20 protein-coding genes and 1 pseudogene are annotated in these 22,018 nt (G+C 62.7%); 17 read left to right on the top strand and 4 right to left on the bottom strand.

Annotated features, from left to right (window positions below; translation table 11 throughout):
- Positions 1-82: 82 nt before the first annotated feature.
- Complete coding sequence (locus ACQKEN_RS06455; RefSeq protein WP_427684512.1) at positions 83-991, bottom strand: LysR family transcriptional regulator; 909 nt, start codon at positions 989-991, stop codon at positions 83-85.
- A 108-nt stretch (positions 992-1,099) separates the two neighbouring features.
- Here ACQKEN_RS06455 and gcl point away from each other — a divergent pair, with 108 nt between their 5' ends.
- The 3 genes from gcl to ACQKEN_RS06470 all read left to right on the top strand — a co-directional run bounded on the left by gcl (position 1,100) and on the right by ACQKEN_RS06470 (position 4,843).
- Positions 1,100-2,875 (top strand): glyoxylate carboligase, encoded by a 1,776-nt coding sequence (gene gcl, locus ACQKEN_RS06460; RefSeq protein WP_427684514.1) that lies wholly within the window; start codon positions 1,100-1,102, stop codon positions 2,873-2,875.
- A gap of 61 nt (positions 2,876-2,936) precedes the next feature.
- Complete coding sequence (gene hyi / locus ACQKEN_RS06465) at positions 2,937-3,719, top strand: hydroxypyruvate isomerase (protein ID WP_427684516.1); 783 nt, start codon at positions 2,937-2,939, stop codon at positions 3,717-3,719.
- Positions 3,720-3,940: 221 nt separating this feature from the next.
- Positions 3,941-4,843: a 2-hydroxy-3-oxopropionate reductase gene (locus tag ACQKEN_RS06470; RefSeq protein ID WP_427684518.1), complete on the top strand. Its 903-nt coding sequence runs from the start codon at positions 3,941-3,943 to the stop codon at positions 4,841-4,843.
- A 242-nt stretch (positions 4,844-5,085) separates the two neighbouring features.
- On the opposite strand, the gene ACQKEN_RS06475 is transcribed toward ACQKEN_RS06470, so the two are convergent.
- A complete protein-coding gene (locus tag ACQKEN_RS06475) occupies positions 5,086-6,408 on the bottom strand; it encodes an OprD family porin (protein WP_427684519.1) in 1,323 nt (440 codons plus the stop codon).
- Between the two features lie 639 nt (positions 6,409-7,047).
- On the opposite strand from ACQKEN_RS06475, the pseudogene ACQKEN_RS06480 reads away from it, so the two are divergent.
- The 7 genes and pseudogenes from ACQKEN_RS06480 to ACQKEN_RS06510 form a co-directional block, all read left to right on the top strand.
- Positions 7,048-7,557: pseudogene (locus ACQKEN_RS06480) on the top strand (MCP four helix bundle domain-containing protein); the annotation flags it as partial.
- A 423-nt stretch (positions 7,558-7,980) separates the two neighbouring features.
- A complete protein-coding gene (locus ACQKEN_RS06485) occupies positions 7,981-8,685 on the top strand; it encodes a methyl-accepting chemotaxis protein (protein ID WP_427684596.1) in 705 nt (234 codons plus the stop codon).
- Positions 8,686-8,908: 223 nt separating this feature from the next.
- On the top strand, positions 8,909-9,295 hold the full coding sequence (copC, locus tag ACQKEN_RS06490) for a copper homeostasis periplasmic binding protein CopC (protein WP_427684520.1): 387 nt from the start codon (positions 8,909-8,911) through the stop codon (positions 9,293-9,295).
- A gap of 4 nt (positions 9,296-9,299) precedes the next feature.
- Positions 9,300-10,163 (top strand): copper homeostasis membrane protein CopD, encoded by an 864-nt coding sequence (copD, locus tag ACQKEN_RS06495; protein WP_427684521.1) that lies wholly within the window; start codon positions 9,300-9,302, stop codon positions 10,161-10,163.
- Between the two features lie 109 nt (positions 10,164-10,272).
- On the top strand, positions 10,273-11,484 hold the full coding sequence (ada, locus tag ACQKEN_RS06500) for a bifunctional DNA-binding transcriptional regulator/O6-methylguanine-DNA methyltransferase Ada (RefSeq protein WP_427684522.1): 1,212 nt from the start codon (positions 10,273-10,275) through the stop codon (positions 11,482-11,484).
- Positions 11,485-11,529: 45 nt separating this feature from the next.
- Complete coding sequence (gene parS, locus ACQKEN_RS06505) at positions 11,530-11,979, top strand: type II RES/Xre toxin-antitoxin system antitoxin (RefSeq protein ID WP_237254483.1); 450 nt, start codon at positions 11,530-11,532, stop codon at positions 11,977-11,979.
- Positions 11,979-12,422, top strand: a complete 444-nt coding sequence (locus ACQKEN_RS06510; protein ID WP_427684524.1) for an RES family NAD+ phosphorylase — start codon at positions 11,979-11,981, stop codon at positions 12,420-12,422. Before parS ends, ACQKEN_RS06510 begins: the two co-directional genes overlap by 1 nt.
- Here the strand turns inward: ACQKEN_RS06510 and ACQKEN_RS06515 are convergent, their stop codons facing one another.
- Both ACQKEN_RS06515 and ACQKEN_RS06520 read right to left on the bottom strand, forming a co-directional pair.
- Positions 12,423-13,406 (bottom strand): MDR family oxidoreductase, encoded by a 984-nt coding sequence (locus ACQKEN_RS06515; RefSeq protein WP_427684526.1) that lies wholly within the window; start codon positions 13,404-13,406, stop codon positions 12,423-12,425.
- Positions 13,407-13,454: 48 nt separating this feature from the next.
- Positions 13,455-14,093 carry a TetR/AcrR family transcriptional regulator gene (locus ACQKEN_RS06520; RefSeq protein WP_122537191.1) on the bottom strand — a complete coding sequence of 213 codons (639 nt, stop codon included), beginning with the start codon at positions 14,091-14,093 and terminating at the stop codon, positions 13,455-13,457.
- An 80-nt stretch (positions 14,094-14,173) separates the two neighbouring features.
- Here ACQKEN_RS06520 and ACQKEN_RS06525 point away from each other — a divergent pair, with 80 nt between their 5' ends.
- The 7 genes from ACQKEN_RS06525 to ACQKEN_RS06555 all read left to right on the top strand — a co-directional run bounded on the left by ACQKEN_RS06525 (position 14,174) and on the right by ACQKEN_RS06555 (position 21,975).
- Positions 14,174-15,250, top strand: a complete 1,077-nt coding sequence (locus tag ACQKEN_RS06525; RefSeq protein WP_427684529.1) for an NAD(P)H-dependent flavin oxidoreductase — start codon at positions 14,174-14,176, stop codon at positions 15,248-15,250.
- Positions 15,251-15,388: 138 nt separating this feature from the next.
- Entirely contained in the window at positions 15,389-16,156 is a 768-nt protein-coding gene (modA, locus tag ACQKEN_RS06530) for a molybdate ABC transporter substrate-binding protein (RefSeq protein ID WP_427684531.1), read from the top strand.
- Positions 16,157-16,843, top strand: coding sequence for a molybdate ABC transporter permease subunit (modB, locus tag ACQKEN_RS06535; RefSeq protein WP_427684533.1), 687 nt, complete (start codon positions 16,157-16,159; stop codon positions 16,841-16,843).
- Positions 16,840-17,928, top strand: a complete 1,089-nt coding sequence (gene modC, locus ACQKEN_RS06540; protein ID WP_427684535.1) for a molybdenum ABC transporter ATP-binding protein — start codon at positions 16,840-16,842, stop codon at positions 17,926-17,928. Before modB ends, modC begins: the two co-directional genes overlap by 4 nt.
- Positions 17,929-18,031: 103 nt before the next feature.
- Complete coding sequence (locus ACQKEN_RS06545) at positions 18,032-19,102, top strand: DNA topoisomerase IB (protein WP_427684537.1); 1,071 nt, start codon at positions 18,032-18,034, stop codon at positions 19,100-19,102.
- Complete coding sequence (locus ACQKEN_RS06550) at positions 19,099-19,272, top strand: hypothetical protein (protein WP_427684539.1); 174 nt, start codon at positions 19,099-19,101, stop codon at positions 19,270-19,272. The genes ACQKEN_RS06545 and ACQKEN_RS06550 overlap by 4 nt, the downstream gene beginning before the upstream one ends.
- 36 nt (positions 19,273-19,308) lie before the next feature.
- Entirely contained in the window at positions 19,309-21,975 is a 2,667-nt protein-coding gene (locus tag ACQKEN_RS06555) for an excinuclease ABC subunit A (RefSeq protein WP_427684541.1), read from the top strand.
- The last annotated feature ends 43 nt before the right edge of the window (positions 21,976-22,018 follow it).

Raw genomic sequence — 22,018 nt, forward strand, 5'->3', positions numbered from 1 at the left:
TGGCGTTGCAGAGAATGCGATTACCCCGTAGGACCGGCTTCAGCCGGGAAGCTTTTGATTCGGGTGTTTAGGGGATCACGGCTCACCCCTGCCGCCAATACCCCGGGCGGTTGTAGACCTCTTTCAGAAACGCGATAAAAAAACGCACCTTCGCCGGCAGGTAATGCTGTTGCGGGTACACGCCCTGGATGTCGTAACTGGGCAAAGCGAATTCATCCAGCACGGTGACCAGCGCGCCGCTTTCAACCTCGTTCTGAATCTCCCACGTCGAACGCCAGCTCAGGCCCAGCCCGCGCTTGGCCCAGTCATACAACAGCTCGCCATCATTGCAATACAGGTTGCCCGCGACCTTGATCGCCACCGGCTTGCCGTCTCGCTGAAATGTCCAGCCGCGATGCTGGCCACCCTGCAGGTTGAACGACAGGCAATTGTGCTGCGCCAGATCTTCAAGCGCCTGGGGAAATCCATGCTCGGCGAAGTAAGCAGGCGAGCCACAGACCACGCGTTTGTTGGCGTACAGCTTGATCGCAACGTAGTTCGGGTCCAGCACCTCGCCGATGCGGATGCTCATGTCATAACCCTCGCGCACCAGATCCACCACGTTGTCAGTGAGGTTGAATGAGAGCTGCAAATCCGGGAACCGCGCCTGAAATTCCGGCGCATGGGGCGCGACGTGCTGACGGCCAAACCCTGCCGGCGCCGACACCACCAGGTGCCCGCGCACGCTGCTTTCGTTCTCGCTGATGCTGGCGTCCAGTTCCTCGAACGACTGCAGCACCAGCTTCGCATTCTCCAGGTACGACTCGCCGGCATCGGTCAGGGTCAGGCCCCGCGTCGAGCGATGAATCAGCTTGACGCCCAGACGATCCTCCAGCGCGCTTAACCGCCGGCCCATGATCACCGGCGTCACCCCTTCCACCAGCGCCGCCGCGGCAAAACTGCCACGGGTGGCCACCAGGACGTAGCTGCGCAATTCCGTATAGCGATCCATTCGATACTCCAGATACCGATAGAACGGATAAAAACAGCCATTCACAAAACATCGGATTCAAATCAGGCTGTTTACGTACAAAAACTATCGAGTTCAGGAGACTAACAAATGACCGTCATGAGAGCCATCGAAGCCGCCGTTCTGGTGATGCGTCGCGAAGGCGTCGACACCGCCTTCGGTATTCCGGGCGCCGCGATCAACCCGCTGTATGCCGCCTTCAAGAAACTCGGCGGCATCGACCACGTCCTGGCGCGCCACGTCGAAGGCGCCTCGCACATGGCCGAGGGTTATACCCGCGCCATCGCCGGCAACATCGGTGTGTGCATCGGCACGTCGGGCCCTGCGGGTACCGACATGATCACCGGTCTGTACTCGGCCTCAGCCGACTCGATTCCGATTCTGTGCATCACCGGCCAGGCACCGCGGGCACGGATGCACAAGGAAGACTTCCAGGCCGTGGACATCGCCAGCATCGCCGCGCCGGTCGCCAAGTGGGCGACCACGGTCATGGAACCCGGCCAGGTGCCGTACGTGTTCCAGAAGGCCTTTCAGTTGATGCGCAGCGGCCGGCCCGGCCCTGTGTTGATCGACCTGCCCTTCGACGTGCAGATGGCGGAGATCGAATTCGACATCGACGCCTATGAACCGCTGCCGGTGGTCAAGCCCCAGGCCAGCCGCAAGCAGGTCGAAAAAGCCCTGGCGATGCTCAACGCGTCGGAGCGTCCACTGATCGTTGCCGGTGGCGGCATCATCAACGCCGATGCGTCAGACGCGCTGGTGGAATTCGCCGAGCTGACCGGCATTCCGGTGATCCCCACGCTGATGGGCTGGGGCACGATCCCGGACGATCACCCGCAGATGGCCGGCATGGTCGGGCTGCAGACCTCGCACCGATACGGCAACGCAACGATGCTGGAGGCCGACCTGGTCCTCGGCATCGGCAACCGCTGGGCCAACCGCCACACCGGCACCGTGCCGGTGTACAGCGAAGGCCGCACGTTCATCCACGTGGACATCGAGCCGACGCAGATCGGCCGCGTGCTGACCCCCGATCTGGGCATCGTTTCCGACGCGGGCGCCGCGCTGGCGATGTTCATCGAAGTGGCGCGCGAGTGGCACACCGCCGGCAAGCTGAAGAACCGCAGCCACTGGCTTGCGAGCTGCCAGGAACGCAAGCGCACGCTGCAGCGCAAGACCCATTACGAAAACATCCCGGTCAAGCCGCAGCGCGTGTACGAGGAGATGAACCAGTATTTCGGCAAGGACACCTGCTACATCAGCACCATCGGCCTGTCGCAGATCGCCGGCGCGCAATTCCTTCACGTCTACAAGCCGCGTCACTGGATCAACTGCGGACAGGCCGGGCCGCTGGGCTGGACCATTCCGGCGGCGCTGGGCGTGGTCAAGGCCGACCCGAGTCGCAACGTCGTCGCGCTGTCGGGGGATTACGACTTCCAGTTCATGATCGAAGAACTGGCCGTCGGTGCGCAGTTCAAGCTGCCGTACATCCACGTGGTGGTGAACAACTCGTACCTGGGCCTCATCCGTCAGGCCCAGCGCAACTTCGACATCGATTACTGCGTGCAGCTGGCGTTCGACAACATCAATGCGCCCGAGCTGGAAGGCTATGGCGTCGATCACGTCGCGGTTGCCGAAGGCCTGGGCTGCAAGGCGATTCGCGTGCTGGACCCGGCGCACCTGCAGGCCGCTTTCGCCGAAGCCACCCGCCTGATGCAGCACCACCGCGTGCCGGTGGTGGTGGAGATCATCCTGGAGCGCGTCACCAATATTGCGATGGGCACCGAGATCAACGCGATCAACGAATTCGAGTCACTGGCCGAGAGCCGCGCCGACGCTCCCACCGCCGTCAGCCTGCTGGATTGATCGCGCCGGTTGCCAATAAGAATTCCGAAAAAGAGCTCAGAACACGAACAAGGAGTACGTCATGCCACGTTTATGCGCCAACCTGTCGATGCTGTTCACCGAAGTGGAGTTTCTGCAACGCTTCGAAGCCGCCGCCGACGCCGGTTTCAGCGGCGTCGAGTACCTGTTTCCCTATGACTTCAGCTCCGCCCAGATCAAGACCGAACTGGACCGCAACCGGCTGACCCAAGTGCTGTTCAATCTGCCGGCAGGTGACTGGGCCAAGGGCGAACGCGGCATCGCCTGTCACCCCGATCGGGTCGAGGAGTTTTACGCCGGCGTCGACCTGGCCATCGCCTATGCCAAAGTGCTCGGCAACACCCAGATCAACTGCCTGGCGGGGATCAAGCCCCAGGGGTTCGACGACGGGCTGATCGAAAAGACCTTCGTCGACAACCTCAAATACGCCGCCGACCGCCTGCAAGCCCAGGGTATCGATCTGGTCATGGAAATGATCAACACCCTGGACATTCCGGGGTTCTACCTGAACACCACCGCACAGGCCCTGGCGATTCGCGAGAAGGTGGGCAGCCGCAATCTGTCGCTGCAATACGACATCTACCACATGCAAATCATGGAAGGCGACTTGGCCCGCACCCTCGAAAACCACCTGCCGGCGATCCGTCACGTGCAGCTGGCGGACAACCCCGGTCGACATGAGCCGGGCACGGGCGAGATCAACTACGGCTTTCTGTTCAAGCACCTGGACCGGTTGGGTTATCGCGGCTGGATCGGTTGTGAATACAAGCCGCTGACCACCACCGAAGCAGGGCTTGGGTGGTTGAAAGAGCACAACCTGATCTGACACGCGATACCTGATCCAAAACTCAACCTGGCGTTGCCCGGAATGCAGTCCTGTAGGAGCGTGGCTTGTCCCGCGATCGGCCGGGAACCGGTCGTGAATCAACCCGCGATGTACGTCTGGCACACCGCGCTAACAGATTTTACTGCTGCTACGCAGCAGATCGCGGGACAAGCCACGCTCCCACAGGAACCGCGCAAGACATCACTAAGAGGTCACCTCTCATGGCTAACATCGGATTCATCGGCACCGGCATCATGGGCCTGCCCATGGCAGAAAACCTGCAGAAAGCAGGTCATCAACTGATTCTCTCCCGGCATTTCATTGCCCCGCCCGCGTCACTGGTGGACGGCGGCGCGACGGTGCTGGCCAACCCGCGGGAAGTGGCGCAAGAGGCGGAATTCGTCATCGTCATGCTGCCCGACACCCCGCAGGTCAACGACGTGCTGTTCGGCGAAAACGGTCTGAGCGAAGGCACCGGTGGCGGCAAAGTGGTCATCGACATGAGCTCGATCTCCCCTTCGGCGACCAAAGCGTTCGCCGAGAAAATCAACGCCACCGGCGCGCAGTACCTCGACGCGCCAGTGTCGGGCGGCGAAGTCGGCGCCAAGGCGGCCACGCTGAGCATCATGGTCGGCGGCGAGCAGGCGACCTTCGAACGCGCCCTGCCCCTGTTCCAGACCATGGGCAAGAACATCACCCTGGTCGGCGGCAACGGTGACGGCCAGACCGCCAAGGTCGCCAACCAGATCATCGTTGCGCTGAACATTCAGGCGGTGGCGGAAGCCCTCTTGTTCGCCTCGAAAAACGGTGCCGACCCGGCCAAAGTGCGCGAAGCGCTGATGGGGGGCTTTGCCTCGTCGAAGATTCTGGAAGTGCATGGCGAGCGGATGATCAAGGGGACGTTCAACCCGGGCTTCAGGATCGCGCTGCATCAGAAGGATCTGAACCTGGCCCTCGAAGGCGCGCGGGAATTGGGACTGAACCTGCCCAATACGGCCAATGCCCAGCAAGTGTTCAGCACCTGCGCGGCATTGGGCGGCAGCGGCTGGGACCACTCGGGGCTGATCAAAGGCTTGGAGCACATGGCGAATTTTTCGATTCGCGGGGATCACAAGCCTGACTGACTGGCATTGAGAGGTGTGTCGTTCATACCGGCCTCTTCCCGGCTAAAGCCGGTCCTACACAGTGCATGCCGCGGCCTCCCCGCTGATTGCACGCGATGCCGTTGTAGGACCGGCTTCAGCCGGGAAGAGGCCCGCCCTGCCGACACATCTCTGGGCCAGTGACAAAACCAAAAAAGCCAGGCCTCCTCGCGGACAGCCTGGCTTTTTTATGCAGCGGGGATTCAAATCACCCCGCCACCCGATCAGAAAATATTGATCGGATAATCCGCGATCAAACGAAATTCCTTCACGTCGCCATCCGGCTGATCGCCGTTGGCGGTGTGCCAGGCCTGACGCATGCGCAGGGACAAGTCCTTGGCCGGACCGGATTGCACAACATACTTCGCTTCAAGGTTGGTTTCGTGGTGGTCGCCGTCATCGCCATAACCGGTGTAAGTGCTGTTCGACGGGATATGAGACCCATCAATGTCGTCACCGTGGATATAACGGACCATGAAACTCAGCCCCGGCGCGCCGTAACTCGCCATGTTCAGGTCGTACCGCGCCTGCCAGGACTTTTCCCCCGGACCGTTGAAGTCGGAGTACTGAACCGAGTTGGCCAACAGTATCGAATCCCCGGTGTCGCCCGCGCCGTTATTACCGAAGGCCACATAATCGAACGGCGTGTCGCCATGCACTTTCTGATACGCCAGGGTCAGCGTATGGGCAGTCAGGAATGAATAAGCTGCCGCCAGCGACCAGGTCGTGTTGCTGATATCGCCCGCCTTCGCGGCGCCGCTGTCATTGGTGCGGTAGATATTGAAGTCGAAGTTCAGCGACTGTTGATCAGAGATAGGTAACGTGTAATTGGCATTGCCGTAGTACTGATGCCAGACGTCCTTGAGATCCGAACCGTACACGCTGACCGAAAGATTATCGGTGAGCGCATATTTACCGCCTGCGTAATCAATGCTGCTGGCTTCGACGTTGGCATACGCCGCCCAGATGCCGTGATCATTGTTGGTCGTGATCGGGCCGTTGCTGCCGGTGAAGTGGCCGCCGTCGAGTTCCAGATTGGCGATGTCACTGCTCAGCAGGTTAAAACCCGTCGCGGTTTGCGGAAACAGTCGCGAGCCGCCCGCAGCAAACACAGGGGCCTGGGGCTGCAGATTGCCGTAACGCAATTCGGTTTTCGAGATGCGCATCTTCAGCGCCCCGCCGGCCGTGCCGTATTCATCCTGGGGATTGCCATGGCTGTCCACCGGCAGGTTGCCAGTGCCGGTGGTCCCGCCACCGCCATCAAGCTTCAGGCCCCAATAACCGTAGGCATCAACGCCAAAACCCACGGTGCCCTGGGTGAAGCCGGAACTGAAATTACCCAGCACGCCCTGGGTCCAGTCCTTGCTGTCATCCTTGCCGTTCTTGTTGTCCCGGTTGAAATAATAATTCTTCAGGTGAACAGTCAGACTGCTGTCGTCGACGAAGCCCTTGGCCTCCGATTGATCACTGACAACCGCTGCCGTTGCCAATTGACTGACACCCAGCGAAACCGCCAGCGTCATCAGATTCCATTTCACGAAAGTCATTGTTATCCCCTGTCTCGATTAAGCCCCAGCGCGTGCGCCCCCTGGATCCGGGGCACTGTTTCAAACTCACACGATGATTCAGCGCTGGAGCGGGCGTTGCGGCAGATGGAAAAGAAACACACATGCCAGTGACTGGACGGCTGTTCCAGCCAAAGGAGCACATTGATTATTGTTGATGACCGCTCTGTTCAGGGTATACCACGCACTTGAGGGCCGAAAATCTTGTAGCACTATCCGACCGACGGGATTCCCAACACGTCTTGATAGTCACTATCAATCTTCGTAATAGTCGAAAACTTTACGCCGGTGTTACCGTCGTCGGCGATGAAGAACACGAATCAATTGCCGGACGACTCCGCAGCGTCAGGCAATCGAATCATGCTCCGCTTCATCATTCCTTTGGTAAGACTTTTAGCCACCTCACGTCAGTGCGGTGGCTTTTTTTATGCCCGCCCCCTGCAAAGCATTCGCGGACTATCCCCGAACACTCAACAACAGAAAAATTCCCTCTAAAAAGACCAACGGGCTCTATTGCCTTAATAGCGAAAATACCTCAGCAGCCCCCTGGAAACTCCGATATAAAGCGCACCAAGTAATAGCGTTCTAATATCACGGACGCCTTCATTTTTGGTGCACTCCATGTTTAAAAATCTTTCAATTGCCAAACGCCTGGGTTTGGGCTTCGGACTAGTTCTCGCGCTGATGATTCTCGTCACCCTGGTGGGCGTTAACCGGGTCCACTTGATGGAATCCGCCCTGACCGACGTCAGTGAAGACGCCTCCGTCAAACAGCGTTACGCGATTAACTTCCGCGGCAGCGTGCATGACCGCGCCATTGCCCTGCGCGATGCCGTGCTGGTGCGCAACGACGCAGGCCTCGCCACCCACCTGCGTGACATCGAGCGACTGGACGGCCTTTATCAAGCCTCGGCCGCGCCCATGGACCGCATCTACCAGACCAAGGGCGCGTCGCCCCGTGAGCAAGAGCTACTGGCCAACATCAAGACGGCCGAACGCACTGCACTGAGCGCCACCGAAACGCTGCTGAAACTGCGTCAGCGAGGCGAGATCGATCAGGCCCAGACGCTGCTGATGGAACAAGTGTCCGGCGCCTACAAAGACTGGCTCGCGCGCATCAACGCACTGATCGACCTCGAAGAAGCGTCCATTGGTGACCACATCACGTCGGTACGGGCCACGGCCTCGCAATTTGCGTCGCTGATGTTGCTGGCCACCGGCATCGCCGTGGTGTTGGGCATCATCGCCTCGCTGCTGATCATCCGCAGCCTCAAGTCGACCCTCGGTGCTGAACCCCACCAGGTCGCGGCTTCGATCCGCCGTCTGGCAGCCGGCGAATTGACCGACAAAATTGAAACGTCCTACCCCGACAGCGTGATGGGAGCACTCAAGGCAACCAACCTGCACCTGTCCGCCACCATTACCGAAGTGCGCTCGGCCGCAGCGGCGTTGACTCACTCCTCCGCCCAGCTGCTGTCCAGTTCCGACAGCAACAGCGAGCAGATGCGCCTGCAGGCCAGCGAAACCCAGCAGATGGCCACGGCGATCAACCAGATGGCCAGCACCGTAAAAGAAGTCGCGGGCTACGCCAATCAGGCGGCAAATGCCACCCAGACCGCCGATAGCGAAGTCGAGAACGGCAAGCGTGTGGTTGAAGGCACCGCCCAGGCGATGGACCAACTGGCACGCAAGCTGGAAAGCGCGGCGGATTCGGTGGGCCAGGTGTCCAGCGACAGCCGCGCCATCGAAAACGTGGTGGCGGTGATCAACTCCATCGCCGAACGCACCAACCTGCTGGCGCTCAACGCTGCCATCGAGGCCGCTCGCGCCGGCGAGGCAGGCCGCGGCTTCGCTGTAGTGGCCGACGAGGTCCGCTCCCTGGCCAACCGCACTCAAGAGTCGACCAAGGAAATCCGCGACATGGTCGGTCAGTTGCAAAGCGGTGCGGTGAAGACCGCTGACCTGATGCGCGAAAGCCGCGAAATGGCCCAGCGTACCGTCGAGCAGACCCACGAAGCGCAAACCGCGCTGGTCAGAATCCGCCACGAAGTCGGCGCGCTCAACGACATGAACGCGCAGATCGCCAGCGCCGCCGCGCAGCAACGGACGGTGGCCGATGACGTCAGCGTCAACATCAACCGCATCCACGATTCGGCACTGGAAACCGCCGTCGGCTCCAATCAGGTGGCACGCTCCAGCCGCGAGCTGTCGACCCTGGCCGACGTGCTCACCGACCGCGTGAGTTTCTTCAAGGTCTGATCCTGCAAGGCTGCGTCGTTCAGGCGACGCAGCCCATTTGCGCCCTCACCCCGCCGCCTTGGTTTCCTTTCTTAAGACGTCTTGGTTCCGACGTCGCACCCGGCTTAATCGCTGGAGTCCCTCTGCACTTTCTGGTCTAGTAGCGATCCGATCATCCCGAGTCGACCGTGGTCGATTCCGTCATCCATTCGCTGCAACTGCCGCCCAAGCAAAGGTCCCGCCGATGTCTGCCCAACGTTTCAAGCACATCCTCTCCTGCCTGTCCCTGCTGGCCTGTCTGACCTCCACTGCCGCCTCCGCCCACGCCCATCTGGAAAGCCAGCAGCCCGCTGCCGACAGCGAAGTGAGCGCGCCCAAAGAGCTGCGTCTGGTCTTCTCCGAAGGCGTCGAAGCCACATTCACCAAAGTAGTGATCAGCCTGGACGCGCCCGATACGCCGACGGAAATCATCCAGACGCGCAACGTCGAAACCGATCCCAACGACCAGAAAGTCCTGATCGTGACCCCGGCCGTGCCGATGGTCCCGGGCAAATACAAGGTGGAATGGCACGCCGTGTCGGTCGACACCCACAAGAGCGAAGGCACCTACCGCTTTCAGGTGACGCCATAACCCCATGCACGAAGGACTGATCCTGTGCCGGTTCCTCCACTTCGGCGCAGTGCTGTTGCTGTTCGGGGTCGGCGCGTTCCGCAGCCTGTTGTTTGCCCGGCACCTGCTACCGTTTGAGGCCAGCCCCGCGGGGCCTCGCCTGGGTCAGTTGCTCGGGTGGGTCGCCGCCCTCGCCCTGGCGAGCGCGTTGGCCTGGCTGATGCTGACGGCTGCTTACCTGAGCAGCGACTGGAGCAGCGCAATCGATCCGTCCACTGTTGGGCTGGTGCTGGGCAGTACCTGGTTCGGTCATGTGTGGGTGGTTCATCTGCTGCTGAACGCGCTGGTGGTCATCCTCAATCGCCGGGTGAAGCCGAGCCTCTTGCTCGTCCTCAATGCCTTGTTGCTGCTGACCCTGGCACCCGTCGGTCACGGCGCAATGTTCGATGGGCTCAAAGGCCAGCTGTTGATCGTCAACCAGATGCTGCATTTGCTCGGCGTCGGCACCTGGCTCGGCGGCTTGTTAATGCTGGCCCTGCTGCTGAAGGCTGATGATGGGGTTGACCTCGCCTTCGTGTTGCGGCGTTTCAGCGGCATCGGCTACGGACTGGTGGCAGTCATCATCGCCACGGGCCTGATCAACGTTCGTGCGCTGAGCGGCGGGCTCTGGCCTGAGCCGGCGTTTGCCGGGTTCGGCCTGGTACTGACCGTCAAGGTAACGATGGTGTTGGGCATGCTGTCGCTCGCCGCGCTGAACCGGCAACTGGCCCGGTCGGCTGATCTGCCCATGGCTCGCCTGAGGCTGAGCGTCTTTCTGGAATGCCTGTTTGGCGCCGGCGCGCTTGCGGCAGTGTCGTTGCTTGGCACCTTGCCGCCGATGCCGGGCTGACGTGAGCGCGTGGGCTTGAACACAAGAGTTTGAACGCAAGACTCGGGGTGTCGCCTTTCATTGCGGCGGCTAACGTAAAGGCCAGTGAACCGTCAGAGAGCTGCCGACAATGAGCCGCCAACCGAGCAATCAGTCCTCCGAAAGTGTCGAGCTCGACCCGCGCTGGAACGCCGTGGTGTCCCGGGACGCCAGCGCCGACGGGCAGTTCGTCTATGGCGTGCGCACAACGGGTGTCTACTGCCGCCCGAGCAGCAGCGCACGCTTGCCACGCCCGGAGAACGTGGTGTTCTTCGACAGTGCCGCCGAGGCCGAAGCCGCCGGGTTTCGCCCGAGCAAACGTGCCGCCGCCGACCGCACCGGTCTGGCCGAGCAGCACGCTGCCGTGGTCGCTGGCGCCTGTCGACTGATCGCCGAAGCGGAGTGGCTGCCGCCCCTCGCCGAGCTGGCTGCCCATGCGTGCATGAGCCCTTGGCATTTCCACCGCGTCTTCAAAGCCGTCACCGGCCTGACGCCCAAGGGCTACGCCAACGCCCACCGCGCCGACAAAGTGCGCAGCAAACTGATCGACCACGGGCGCATCACCGACGCCCTGTACGACGCCGGTTTCAACTCCAACAGCCGTTTTTACGAAGCCAGCGCCGGCCTGCTGGGCATGAGCCCCACGGACTACCGCACGGGCGGCGCCAACCTGGCGATTCGTTTTGCCGTCGGCGAGTGCTTTCTTGGCGCAATTCTGGTGGCTCAAAGTGCGCGCGGCGTGTGCGCGATTCTGCTCGGCGATGACCCCGATCGACTGGTGCAAGACCTGCAGAATCAGTTTCACAGCGCCACGCTGATCGGCGGCGATGCCGACTTCGAGCGGATGATGGCCGAGGTGGTAGGGTTTATCGAGGCGCCGAAGCTGGGCCTGAATCTGCCGCTGGATTTGCAAGGCACGGCGTTTCAGCAGAGGGTCTGGCAGGCACTGGCGCAGATCCCGCCGGGCACCACCGCGAGCTACGCGCAAATCGCCCAACGGATCGGCGCGCCGACCGCCAGCCGCGCGGTTGCTCAGGCGTGCGGGGCAAACCGCATTGCCGTGGCGATTCCCTGTCACCGCGTGGTGCGCAGCGATGGCGCGTTGTCGGGTTATCGCTGGGGTGTCGAGCGCAAACGTGCGCTTCTTGATCGCGAGAGTCCGGTATCGGAGCAGGCCACCGAACAGGTAGCGATGTGCTCGGACGCTTTCCCGGCTGAAACCGGTCCTACAAAAGAAGCCAGGCATACAAAAGAAGCCGGGCATGCAAACGCCGGTAACAGCTTCTCGCTTGAGAAACCCTGACAGCGGCGTAAGGTCGCTGCACCGGATCTCACAAGGAGCATGGACGTGCCTTCGACTCTTCAAGCAGCGATAACCGACACCGCCCCCTCATTCTGGTTGATCGCCGACCAGCTCAACGCACGCAACGAAACCGAACGGCTGGACTACATCCGCTCGGGCTTCCCGCCCGGCTGGGTCAAGGTGCTGCGCAATGCCTTCCGCCTCAGCAACAGCCAGTTGGAAGCCTTGCTGGCAACCTCGGTCTCCACCCTGGAGCGCCGCCAGCGTCAGCAACGTCCGCTGGACATCGTCGGCTCCGAGCGCCTCGACCGGGTTGCCGCCCTCGCCACCCACGCCGCCGAACTCTTTGAAGACCAGAACACCGCCCGCCGCTGGATGGTCGCCCCCAACCGCGCGCTCAACGGGCAAACGCCCATCGCCCTGTGCGAGACCGAAATCGGCGCGCGCCAGGCACGCCGGGTGCTCAGCGCATTGCAGCACGGCGGGGTCGTCTGATGCAGGCCTGGAGGATCAGCAAGAACAGTGCAGCGAATGATCTGTCGGGCATGGGCGCCGCGCAGTTCGGCGGACGCTGGAATCATGCCGACCAGCCTGCGGTCTACCTGGCGCTGAGCGCGTCAGGCTGCGCGCTGGACACGCTCATTCAATGCGCGAGCCTGCCGCAGCCGGGTTTTCAGCTCGTTCACCTGCAGTTGCCCGATGACCCGGCGCTGTATTGGCAGCCTGCCCTCGCGCAGCTGCCGCCGGGCTGGGACGTCACGCCGGCTGACCGGCCCAGCATGGATTTCGGCAGCGCCTGGCTGGAACGGCGCGAGCAACTCGGTCTGATCGTGCCTTCCGCGACCATCACCCACACGCGTAACCTGCTGCTCAACCCCCGTCACCCCGCCATGGCGCAGGTCAGAGTGCTCGACGTGCGCCCCTTCACCTGCGGCTGATCAGCGCTGGGTGTCGACCACGATACGCCCGCGTACCTGCCCGTCCATCAACAGGTGCGCGGTTTCAACCACTTCACTCAAGCCAATCTCCCGGCTGATCAACGGCAGCAGCGACGGATCCAGATCCCGGGCCAGACGCGCCCAGGCGTCGATGCGGTCCTGGCGCGGGCGCATGACACTGTCGATACCGGCGAGGGTCACGCCGCGCAGAATGAAGGGTGCCACCGATGCCGGAAAGTCCATGCCTTGGGCCAGACCGCAGGTTGCGACCGTGCCCCAATACCGAGTGCTGGCACAGATGTTGGCCAAGGTGTGACTGCCCACCGAATCGATTGCCCCGGCCCAGCGTTCTTTGGCCAACGGCCGGCCGGGCTCGGCAAGGGTGGCACGGTCGATGATTTCTGCCGCCCCCAGGGACGTCAGGTATTCGCTTTCGCCCAAGCGGCCGGTGGAGGCCACGACGCGATAACCGAGCTTCGCCAGCAGTGCGATGGCGAAACTGCCGACTCCGCCGTTGGCCCCGGTCACCAGCACGTCGCCCTTGTCCGGGGTCACGCCGTTTTTCTCCAGCGCCATGATCGCCAGCATCGCGGTGTAGCCCGCCGTGCCGATGGCCATTGCCTGGGCTGGCGTGAACGCGCCCGGCAGCGGGATCAGCCATTTGCCCTGCAACCGTGCTCTCTGCGCCAGCCCGCCCCAGTGCCCTTCGCCCACGCCCCAGCCGTTGAGCAGCACTTGATCGCCGGGTTTGAAGTCAGGATCGCTGCTGTCCTCGACCGTGCCGGCGAGATCCACCCCGGGCACCATCGGGAACTGCCGCACGATCGGCCCTTTGCCGGTGATCGCCAGGCCGTCTTTGTAATTCAGCGTGCTGTGACTGACGCGAACAGTCACGTCGCCCTCGGGCAGCTGACTGTGGTCGATGTCCGTCAGCTCGGCACGGTAGCCTTTATCGTCTTTGTTGATCAGGATGCCTTTGAACATTGCCCCTCTCCTATTTAGACCGCTCGTCTATAACCAGACCTGAGAACATCAGCGCGGCAATCCGCGCAGAAATCCGATGATGAAGGTATTGAGCGGCTGCTCGTTCTGCACCAGTCGAGCCCGCAGCACGGCGCCCTCCCAGCCGATCCAGAAATACGCCGCCAGTTCTGAACAGTCGGTGCGCGCCGGCAGTTCGCCCGCCGCAATCGCTGCCTTGAAGCACACCGTCAGGCGCGCCTGCCAGTCGAGGAAAACCTTTTCCAGCGCCTCACGGAAGCCCGCTGGCAGGACGCTCACCTCCTGGCCCATGTTGCCCACCAGGCAGCCGCGCCGAAAATCGTGACGGGCGATGTTGACCTTTGATTCCTGAACGAACCCGGCCAGCCGTTCCAGCGGTGACAGCGTTTCATCGAGCAGCCAGCGGTCCAGGCGCCGGGCGAAGTAGCCGGCATAGCTGTCGAGCACCGCGAGCCCGAACACCTCTTTGCTGGCGAAGTAGTGGTAGAAAGAGCCTTTGGGCACGCCGACGCGCTTGAGGATGCCGTCGATGCCGGTGGCCATGAAGCCCTGCTCGGTCAGCACCTCGACCCCGCAACGGATCAGCGCCTCGCGGGTGTCGAAGTCATCGGGGCGGGCCACTTTGGGCGGGCGGCCGGGGCGTCTGGGTTTTGCAATGATGTCGTTCATGGGGTTGCATATTAGACCGAGCGTCTATTAAATCAACCGCATCTTTGCTTTTGCTGCTTTTTCGCGATGGAGACCTGCTGATGATTGCCTGGCCCGACACCCGCCTGCTCAAACTGCTGGACATCGAACTGCCTATCCTGCAGGCCCCCATGGCCGGTGCGTCCGGTTCGGCCATGGCCGTCGCGGTGGGTAAAGCCGGCGGCCTGCCCTCGCTGCCCTGCGCCATGCTGACCCGGGCGCAGATTCGCGAAGAAGTGGCGCGAATACGCGCAGGCACCCACGCCCCGCTTAACCTGAATTTCTTCTGTCACTCGATTCCGCCCGCCGACCCGCAGGCGGATGCAGACTGGAAACACCTGCTCAAGCCCTATTACGACGAGCTGGGCGCGGACTTCGATGCACCCACGCCCACGTCCAACCGCGCGCCGTTTGACGAAGCCGCTTGCGCGCTGGTGGAGGAATTGAAGCCTGAAGTGGTCAGCTTCCATTTTGGCCTTCCCGATCCCACATTACTGGCGCGAGTAAAGGCCGCCGGTGCGAAGGTGCTCTCCTCAGCGACGACCGTGGAAGAAGCCGTGTGGCTCGAAGCGCGGGGTTGCGATGCGATCATCGCCATGGGCTACGAGGCCGGCGGCCATCGCGGGATGTTCCTCAGCGATCAGCTTCACACCCAGGTCGGGACCATGGCCTTGGTGCCGCAGATCGTCGATGCCGTGACGGTTCCGGTCATCGCCGCCGGCGGCATTGCCGACAGTCGCGGGATTGCCGCCGCGTTCATGCTGGGCGCGTCCGCGGTGCAGATCGGCACCGCCTATCTTTTCACCCCGCAAGCAAAGACCTCGACGTTGCACCAGGCTGCATTAAGGCGCGCGCAGGACAGCCAGACCGCCATCACCAACATTTTCACCGGTCGCCCGGCGCGGGGCATCGTCAACCGCATCATGGGTGAGATCGGGCCCATGGCCGATGCCGCGCCGGCCTTCCCCACCGCGGGCGGCGCACTGATGCCGCTGCGCAGCAAGGCCGAGACCCGGGGCGACGACGGTTTCATGAACCTCTGGGCGGGTCAGGCAGTGGGCATCAAGCACTCGCTGTCAGCAGAAGAACTCACCCGGACCCTGGCCATCGGCGCCCTGGAACGGCTGGCCGGGCGCTAAGTCGGTGAGATAAAACCCCCTGCGCGGCAAGATCCGGCTTCCGCGCGGAGAAGAGTCGCTATATATTTCGCTGCATAGCGTTAAACCGACGTCCGGTTGGCGTTCTTTCTTATTCCGTTCGCTAGCCCGGAGCCGTCCATGCGCACAGTTTCAAATCGCTTCACCCTCACCTCGCTGGTCATCGCCTTGGCGGCGCTGTCGTCGGGCACAGCGTTCGCCGATGAGGTTCAGGTGGCCGTCGCCGCCAACTTCACCGCGCCGATTCAGGCCATCGCCACGGATTTCGAAAAGGATACGGGTCACAAACTCGTGGCCTCGTTCGGCGCCACCGGCCAGTTCTACACCCAGATCAAAAATGGCGCGCCGTTCGAAGTGTTCCTCGCCGCCGATGACACCACACCGGCAAAACTGGAAAGCGAAAACGAGACCGTCAAAGGCTCGCGTTTCACCTACGCGGTGGGCACCCTGGCGCTGTGGTCGGCCAAAGACGGCTACGTCGACGACAAAGGCCAAGTGCTCAAGGACGGCAAGTTTCAACACCTGTCGATTGCCAACCCGAAAGCCGCTCCGTATGGCCTCGCCGCCACCCAGACCCTCGACAAACTGGGCCTGACCGACGCAACCAAAAGCAAGATCGTCGAAGGCCAGAGCATCGCCCAGGCCTATCAGTTCGTGCAGACCGGCAACGCGGAACTGGGTTTCGTCGCCCTCTCCCAGGTGTTCAAGGACGGCAAGCTGACCGGTGGCTCGGCGTGGATCGTGCCCGCCAACCTGCATGAGCCGATCAAGCAGGACGCGGTGATCCTCAACAAAGGCAAAGACAGCACCGCGGCCAAGGCGCTGATGGACTACCTCAAAGGCCCGAAAGCCGCTGCGATCATCAAGTCCTACGGGTATCAACTGTAAATGCTGCTGGGCAGTGCCGACCTCGCGGCCATCTGGCTGACGCTGAAACTGGCGTCCCTGACCACCGTGATTCTGCTGATCGTCGGCACGCCCATCGCGCTGTGGCTGGCGCGCACCCGCTCATGGCTGAAAGGCCCGATCGGCGCGGTGGTGGCGCTGCCTCTGGTGCTGCCGCCCACGGTGATCGGCTTTTATCTGTTGCTGTTGCTCGGGCCTAACGGCGCAATCGGGCAACTGACCCAAAGCCTGGGGCTCGGCACCCTGACTTTCAGTTTCACCGGGTTGGTGATCGGCTCGGTGCTGTATTCCCTGCCGTTTGTGGTGCAGCCCTTGCAGAACGCCTTCGTCGCCATCGGCCCTCGCCCCCTTGAAGTGGCGGCTACGCTGCGAGCAGGCCCCTGGGACACGTTCTTCTCAGTGATCCTGCCCCTGGCGCGCCCTGGTTTCATCACCGGCGCGATTCTGGGCTTCGCCCACACCGTGGGTGAATTCGGGGTGGTACTGATGATCGGCGGCAATATCCCGGAGAGAACCCGCGTCGTCTCCACGCAAATCTACAACCACGTCGAAGCGATGGAATACGCCCAGGCCCACTGGCTGGCCGGGGCGATGCTGGTGTTTTCCTTTGTGGTGCTGCTGGCGCTGTATTCCAGCGGCAAGGCTCGTTCGGCGTGGAGCGGCCCATGAGTTCGACGATTGATGTTCGATTGAATCTGGCGTTTGCCGAGTTCGCCCTGGCTGTCGACCTCAACCTGCCCGGTCGCGGCGTCTCGGCGCTGTATGGCCATTCCGGTTCCGGCAAAACCACCTGCCTTCGTTGTATTGCAGGGCTGGAAAAGGCGGCCGACGGGTACATACGCGTCAACGGCGAGGTCTGGCAGGACAGCGCCAACAATGTCTTTCTGCCCCCGCACAAACGCTCCCTGGGCTACGTGTTCCAGGAAGCGAGCCTGTTTCCACACCTCGACGTCGAGGGCAATCTGCGTTTCGGCCTCAAGCGCATCCCCGGACGTGACAGGCGCATCACGTTGCAGCAGGCAACGTCATTGCTGGGCATCGATCATCTGCTCCATCGCGCTCCCGACAAACTGTCCGGCGGCGAGCGTCAGCGGGTCGGCATCGCCCGCGCGCTGCTGACCAGCCCGCAACTTTTGCTGATGGACGAACCCCTGGCGGCGCTGGATGCGCAACGCAAGAGCGAAATCCTGCCGTACCTCGAACGTTTGCATGACGAACTGGATATTCCGGTGATCTACGTGAGTCACGCCCAGGATGAAGTGGCCAGACTGGCCGACCATCTGGTGCTGCTCAGCGACGGCAAGGCCCTGGCCAGCGGCCCCATCGGCGAAACCCTGGCGCGGCTGGATCTGCCGCTGGCGATGGGCGACGACGCGGGCGTGGTGATCGAAGGCAGCGTGCTGGCCTATGACGCTGCGTATCAGCTCATCACCGTCCAACTGCCGCGCAGCCAACTGAGCATCCGCGTCGCCCATTCCGCATTGCTGCCCGGCAAGCCGCTGCGCCTCAAAGTGCAGGCGCGGGACGTAAGTCTGAGCCTGCAATCCGACGCGCAAAGCAGCATCCTCAATCGCCTGCCGGTCACGGTCATCGAAGAGATCGCCGCCGACAACACCGCCCATGTGATGGTCCGCCTCGATGCCGACGGCTCCCCGCTGCTGGCGCGGATCACCCGGTATTCCAGGGATCAGCTGCAATTGGCGCCCGGGCAGCGGCTGTGGGCACAGATCAAGTCAGTGGCGCTGCTGGCCTAGGCCAGGCCGATCACGCATCCCATCTCTCAGGAACGCATTTATTCGGCACGACTGCGCAGCGCAGGGGTCAATGCAAAAAGACCCGCATTCAGGACTGCCTTTCATGCCGGACACAATCCACAGCGAAGACCTGCCCAAAGATCTGCACTACGTCGACGACAGCCAGCCCGGATTTACCCGCAAGATTCTGCGCGGCAAGTTCGCCTATTTCGACACCGACGGCCAACGCATCCGCGACGAGGACGAGATCAAGCGCATCAACGCGCTGGTGATCCCGCCGGCGTACACCGACGTGTGGATCTGCGCCGACCGCAAGGGCCATCTGCAAGCCACCGGCCGCGACGCGCGCGGGCGCAAGCAGTACCGCTATCACCCCCGCTGGCGCGAGATCCGCGACGAGAACAAATACTCGCGGATGATCGCCTTCGGCGAGGCGCTGCCCAAGGTGCGCAAACAGCTGGAAACCCAGCTGGCCAAACCCGGCATGGGCCGCGAGAAGGTCATGGCGGCGGTGCTGTCGTTGCTGGACCAGACGCTGATCCGCATCGGCAACAGCCAGTACGCGCGGGACAACCGCTCCTACGGCCTGACCACGCTGCGCAACAAACACGTCGACGTGAAAGGCAGCAAGATCTACTTCGAGTTTCGTGGCAAGAGCGGCGTCGAGCACCGGCTCAGCGTCACTGACCGCCGCCTGGCGAACATCATCAAGCGCTGCATGGAATTGCCCGGCCAGAACCTCTTCCAGTACCTGGATGACGACGGCCAGCGACATACCGTTTCCTCCCACGACATTAACCAGTACCTGCACACACTGACCGGTGCCGATTTCACCGCCAAGGACTACCGCACGTGGGCCGGCAGCGCCATGGCGCTGGCGACCCTGCGCAAGTTGCACTGGGAGCCGGAAGCGGACGCGAAGAAGCACGTCGTGTCCATGGTCAAGGAAGTCGCGCGGCTGCTGGGCAATACCCCGGCGGTCTGCCGCAAGTGCTACATCCACCCGGCCGTGCTGGAAGCCTTCGCCATGGGCGAACTGGCCAAGCTGCCGCGCATCCGCCAGCGCAAAGGCCTGCGTCTGGAGGAAGTGGCGCTGGCCGGTTTCCTCCAGGGCCTGCAGGCCGCCGAGGTCATTCGTGAAGCATCCGAAGAACTGACAGGAGAAACAGCATGACCCGCCACGACGCTCACATCCCGGGCGAAAAACTCAACGACCCGGACGCACGCCCTGCCGATGTGGCCGATGATCGCGAGCGCACCGACGACGTGCGTGAAGACGAGCCGCTGACCGGCGGCGATCACGACGACGCCGGGCACACGCCCAAAGTGCCCCTCGCCGAGTAAACCGCTCCCGCTTTCAAGGATTCAAAGGCCTCACCCATGACCACACCGCCGCACCTGACAGACCACGCCCGCCCTTCTTCCTTCACCGTCGATGCCAACCGCCCCGGATTCGTCCGGGTTCGTGGTGCCCGTGAGCACAACCTCAAAAACGTGGACGTCGACATCCCCCGCGACGCGCTGGTGGTGTTCACCGGCGTCTCGGGGTCGGGCAAATCCTCGCTGGCGTTCTCCACCCTGTATGCGGAAGCCCAGCGCCGCTATTTCGAGTCCGTCGCGCCCTACGCCCGACGCCTCATCGATCAGGTGGGCGTGCCCGACGTGGATTCCATCGAAGGCTTGCCGCCCGCCGTCGCGCTGCAGCAGCAACGAGGGACGCCGAGCACGCGCTCCTCGGTCGGCAGCGTGACGACGCTGTCCAGTCTGATTCGCATGCTCTATTCCCGCGCCGGCACTTATCCTCCGGGCCAGCCCATGCTTTACGCCGAAGACTTCTCGCCCAACCTGCCCCAGGGCGCCTGCCCTGAGTGCCACGGCCTGGGCCGGGTCTATGAAATTCCGGAAGAACTGATGGTGCCGGACGATTCGCTAACCATCCGCCAGCGCGCCATCGCCGCCTGGCCCCTGGCGTGGGGCGGCCAGAACCAGCGCGACATCCTGGTCACCCTGGGCTACGACGTCGACACCCCCTGGCGCGATCTGCCGAAAAAGGACCGCGACTGGATTCTGTTCACCGACGAACAGCCTAACGTGCCGGTTTACGCGGGCCTGACCCCGGAAGAAACCCGTCTGGCGATCAAGCGAAAACTCGAACCCAGCTATCACGGCACCTTCACCGGCGCTCGCCGCTACGTGCAGCACACCTTTGCCACCACCCAGAGCGCACTGATGAAAAAGCGGGTTTCGCGGTTCATGCGCGGCAGCCCGTGCCCGTTGTGCGATGGCAAACGCCTGAAGCGCGAAGCGTTGTCGGTGACCTTTGCCGGCCTCGATATTGGCGAATTGGCGCAGATGCCGCTGCTGCGGCTGGCCGAGGTCCTGCGGCCCGTGGCAGCGGGCGTTTTCGCTGATGAGCGTCGCGAAACCGCGGTGCTTGATCGCAAGCAGATGGCCGAGGCGAAAAAGAAGCGCGTCACTGCAGGCGGCTCGGCCCACGATGCCGCGCCCGATGTCCGTGCGACGCCGAACCTGTCCGTCGAAAAACGCCTCGCCGCTCAGCGCATTGCTCAGGATCTGCTGGCGCGGGTCAGCACCCTCACCGATCTGGGCCTCGGTTACCTGGCGCTGGATCGCAGCACGCCGTCACTGTCGTCCGGTGAACTGCAGCGCCTGCGCCTCGCGACGCAATTGGGCTCGCAACTGTTCGGCGTGATCTACGTGCTGGACGAACCGTCGGCGGGCCTGCACCCGGCAGACAGTGAATCTCTGTTCACCGCGTTGCAACAGCTGAAGGCGTCCGGCAATTCGCTGTTCGTCGTCGAGCACGATCTGGAAACCATGCGCCGTGCCGACTGGCTCATCGACGTCGGCCCGGCTGCCGGCGAGCATGGCGGACACGTGCTGTACAGCGGCCCTCCCGAAGGCCTGGCGGAGATCGAAGCGTCGCAAACCCGCCGGCATCTGTTCGCTGAACACACCGAACTGCGCGTCGCGAGAAGGCAGCCCACTGACTGGTTGCGCCTGGAAGGCATCACCCGCAACAACCTCAACGAACTGAGCGCTGAATTTCCGCTGGGGTGCTTCACCTCGGTGACCGGCATCTCCGGCTCGGGCAAATCAAGCCTGGTCAGCCAGGCATTGCTGGAGTTGGTGGGGGCAGAATTGGGCCGACCTGCTGCGCAGGCCGACGCGGAAGAGTCCAGCCTGGAAGACGATGCACCGCAACCCACTGGCGGCCACATTGCGGGCGGACTGAGCGCGATCAAGCGTCTGGTGCAGGTTGACCAGAAACCCATCGGCCGCACCCCGCGCTCCAACCTTGCGACCTACACCGGGCTGTTCGACAACGTGCGCAAATTGTTCGCCGCGACGCCCGACGCGCAGAAGGCCGGCTACGACGCCGGGCAGTTCTCGTTCAACGTCGCCAAGGGCCGTTGCCCGGTGTGCGAAGGCGAAGGATTCGTCAGCGTTGAATTGCTGTTCATGCCCAGCGTCTACGCGCCCTGCCCGACTTGCCATGGCGCGCGCTATAACCCAGACACCCTGGCGATCAAGTGGAATGGTTTGAGCATCGCCGACGTGCTGCAGCTGACAGTTGAACAAGCGGTGGACGTGTTCGCCGAGCAGCCCGCCGTGCTGCGCTCGCTGACCGTGCTGCGTGATATCGGGTTGGGCTATCTTCGACTCGGCCAGCCGGCGACTGAGTTGTCCGGCGGCGAGGCGCAGCGCATCAAACTGGCCACCGAGCTGCAGCGCAGCCAGCGCGGCGCCACCTTGTATGTGCTTGATGAGCCGACCACTGGCCTGCACCCCACCGATGTGGATCGGCTGCTGACGCAGCTGAATGCGTTGGTGGATGCGGGGCATAGTGTGATTGTGGTGGAGCATGAAATGCGCGTGGTTGCGCAAAGTGACTGGGTGATCGACATCGGCCCAGGGGCTGGGGACAAGGGCGGGAATGTTGTGGCGTGTGGTACGCCTGAACAGGTTGCCGAGGTGGAAGAGAGCCGGACGGCGCCGTTTTTGCGGAAGGTGTTGCGGGGGTAAGCCTGTCGGCTGATGAGATAGGCGCTTTGGGCTATCGCTGCCC

The sequence above is a fragment of the Pseudomonas sp. NPDC078416 genome (assembly GCF_050268485.1).
In the GTDB taxonomy this organism is placed as follows: Bacteria; Pseudomonadota; Gammaproteobacteria; order Pseudomonadales; family Pseudomonadaceae; genus Aquipseudomonas.

What these genes read in the sequence shown, in the direction of transcription:
- ACQKEN_RS06470 (WP_427684518.1), top strand. Translation starts at nt 3,941, where the DNA reads ATGGCTAACATCGGATTCATCGGCACCGGCATCATGGGCCTGCCCATG.
- ACQKEN_RS06525 (WP_427684529.1), top strand. Translation starts at nt 14,174, where the DNA reads ATGATTGCCTGGCCCGACACCCGCCTGCTCAAACTGCTGGACATCGAA.
- hyi (WP_427684516.1), top strand. Translation starts at nt 2,937, where the DNA reads ATGCCACGTTTATGCGCCAACCTGTCGATGCTGTTCACCGAAGTGGAG.
- gcl (WP_427684514.1), top strand. Translation starts at nt 1,100, where the DNA reads ATGACCGTCATGAGAGCCATCGAAGCCGCCGTTCTGGTGATGCGTCGC.
- ACQKEN_RS06510 (WP_427684524.1), top strand. Translation starts at nt 11,979, where the DNA reads ATGCAGGCCTGGAGGATCAGCAAGAACAGTGCAGCGAATGATCTGTCG.
- copD (WP_427684521.1), top strand. Translation starts at nt 9,300, where the DNA reads ATGCACGAAGGACTGATCCTGTGCCGGTTCCTCCACTTCGGCGCAGTG.
- ACQKEN_RS06475 (WP_427684519.1), bottom strand. Translation starts at nt 6,408, where the DNA reads ATGACTTTCGTGAAATGGAATCTGATGACGCTGGCGGTTTCGCTGGGT.
- modA (WP_427684531.1), top strand. Translation starts at nt 15,389, where the DNA reads ATGCGCACAGTTTCAAATCGCTTCACCCTCACCTCGCTGGTCATCGCC.
- copC (WP_427684520.1), top strand. Translation starts at nt 8,909, where the DNA reads ATGTCTGCCCAACGTTTCAAGCACATCCTCTCCTGCCTGTCCCTGCTG.
- ACQKEN_RS06545 (WP_427684537.1), top strand. Translation starts at nt 18,032, where the DNA reads ATGCCGGACACAATCCACAGCGAAGACCTGCCCAAAGATCTGCACTAC.
- ACQKEN_RS06555 (WP_427684541.1), top strand. Translation starts at nt 19,309, where the DNA reads ATGACCACACCGCCGCACCTGACAGACCACGCCCGCCCTTCTTCCTTC.
- ACQKEN_RS06485 (WP_427684596.1), top strand. Translation starts at nt 7,981, where the DNA reads ATGGCCAGCACCGTAAAAGAAGTCGCGGGCTACGCCAATCAGGCGGCA.
- modC (WP_427684535.1), top strand. Translation starts at nt 16,840, where the DNA reads ATGAGTTCGACGATTGATGTTCGATTGAATCTGGCGTTTGCCGAGTTC.
- ACQKEN_RS06455 (WP_427684512.1), bottom strand. Translation starts at nt 991, where the DNA reads ATGGATCGCTATACGGAATTGCGCAGCTACGTCCTGGTGGCCACCCGT.
- ACQKEN_RS06520 (WP_122537191.1), bottom strand. Translation starts at nt 14,093, where the DNA reads ATGAACGACATCATTGCAAAACCCAGACGCCCCGGCCGCCCGCCCAAA.
- modB (WP_427684533.1), top strand. Translation starts at nt 16,157, where the DNA reads ATGCTGCTGGGCAGTGCCGACCTCGCGGCCATCTGGCTGACGCTGAAA.
- ada (WP_427684522.1), top strand. Translation starts at nt 10,273, where the DNA reads ATGAGCCGCCAACCGAGCAATCAGTCCTCCGAAAGTGTCGAGCTCGAC.
- ACQKEN_RS06515 (WP_427684526.1), bottom strand. Translation starts at nt 13,406, where the DNA reads ATGTTCAAAGGCATCCTGATCAACAAAGACGATAAAGGCTACCGTGCC.
- ACQKEN_RS06550 (WP_427684539.1), top strand. Translation starts at nt 19,099, where the DNA reads ATGACCCGCCACGACGCTCACATCCCGGGCGAAAAACTCAACGACCCG.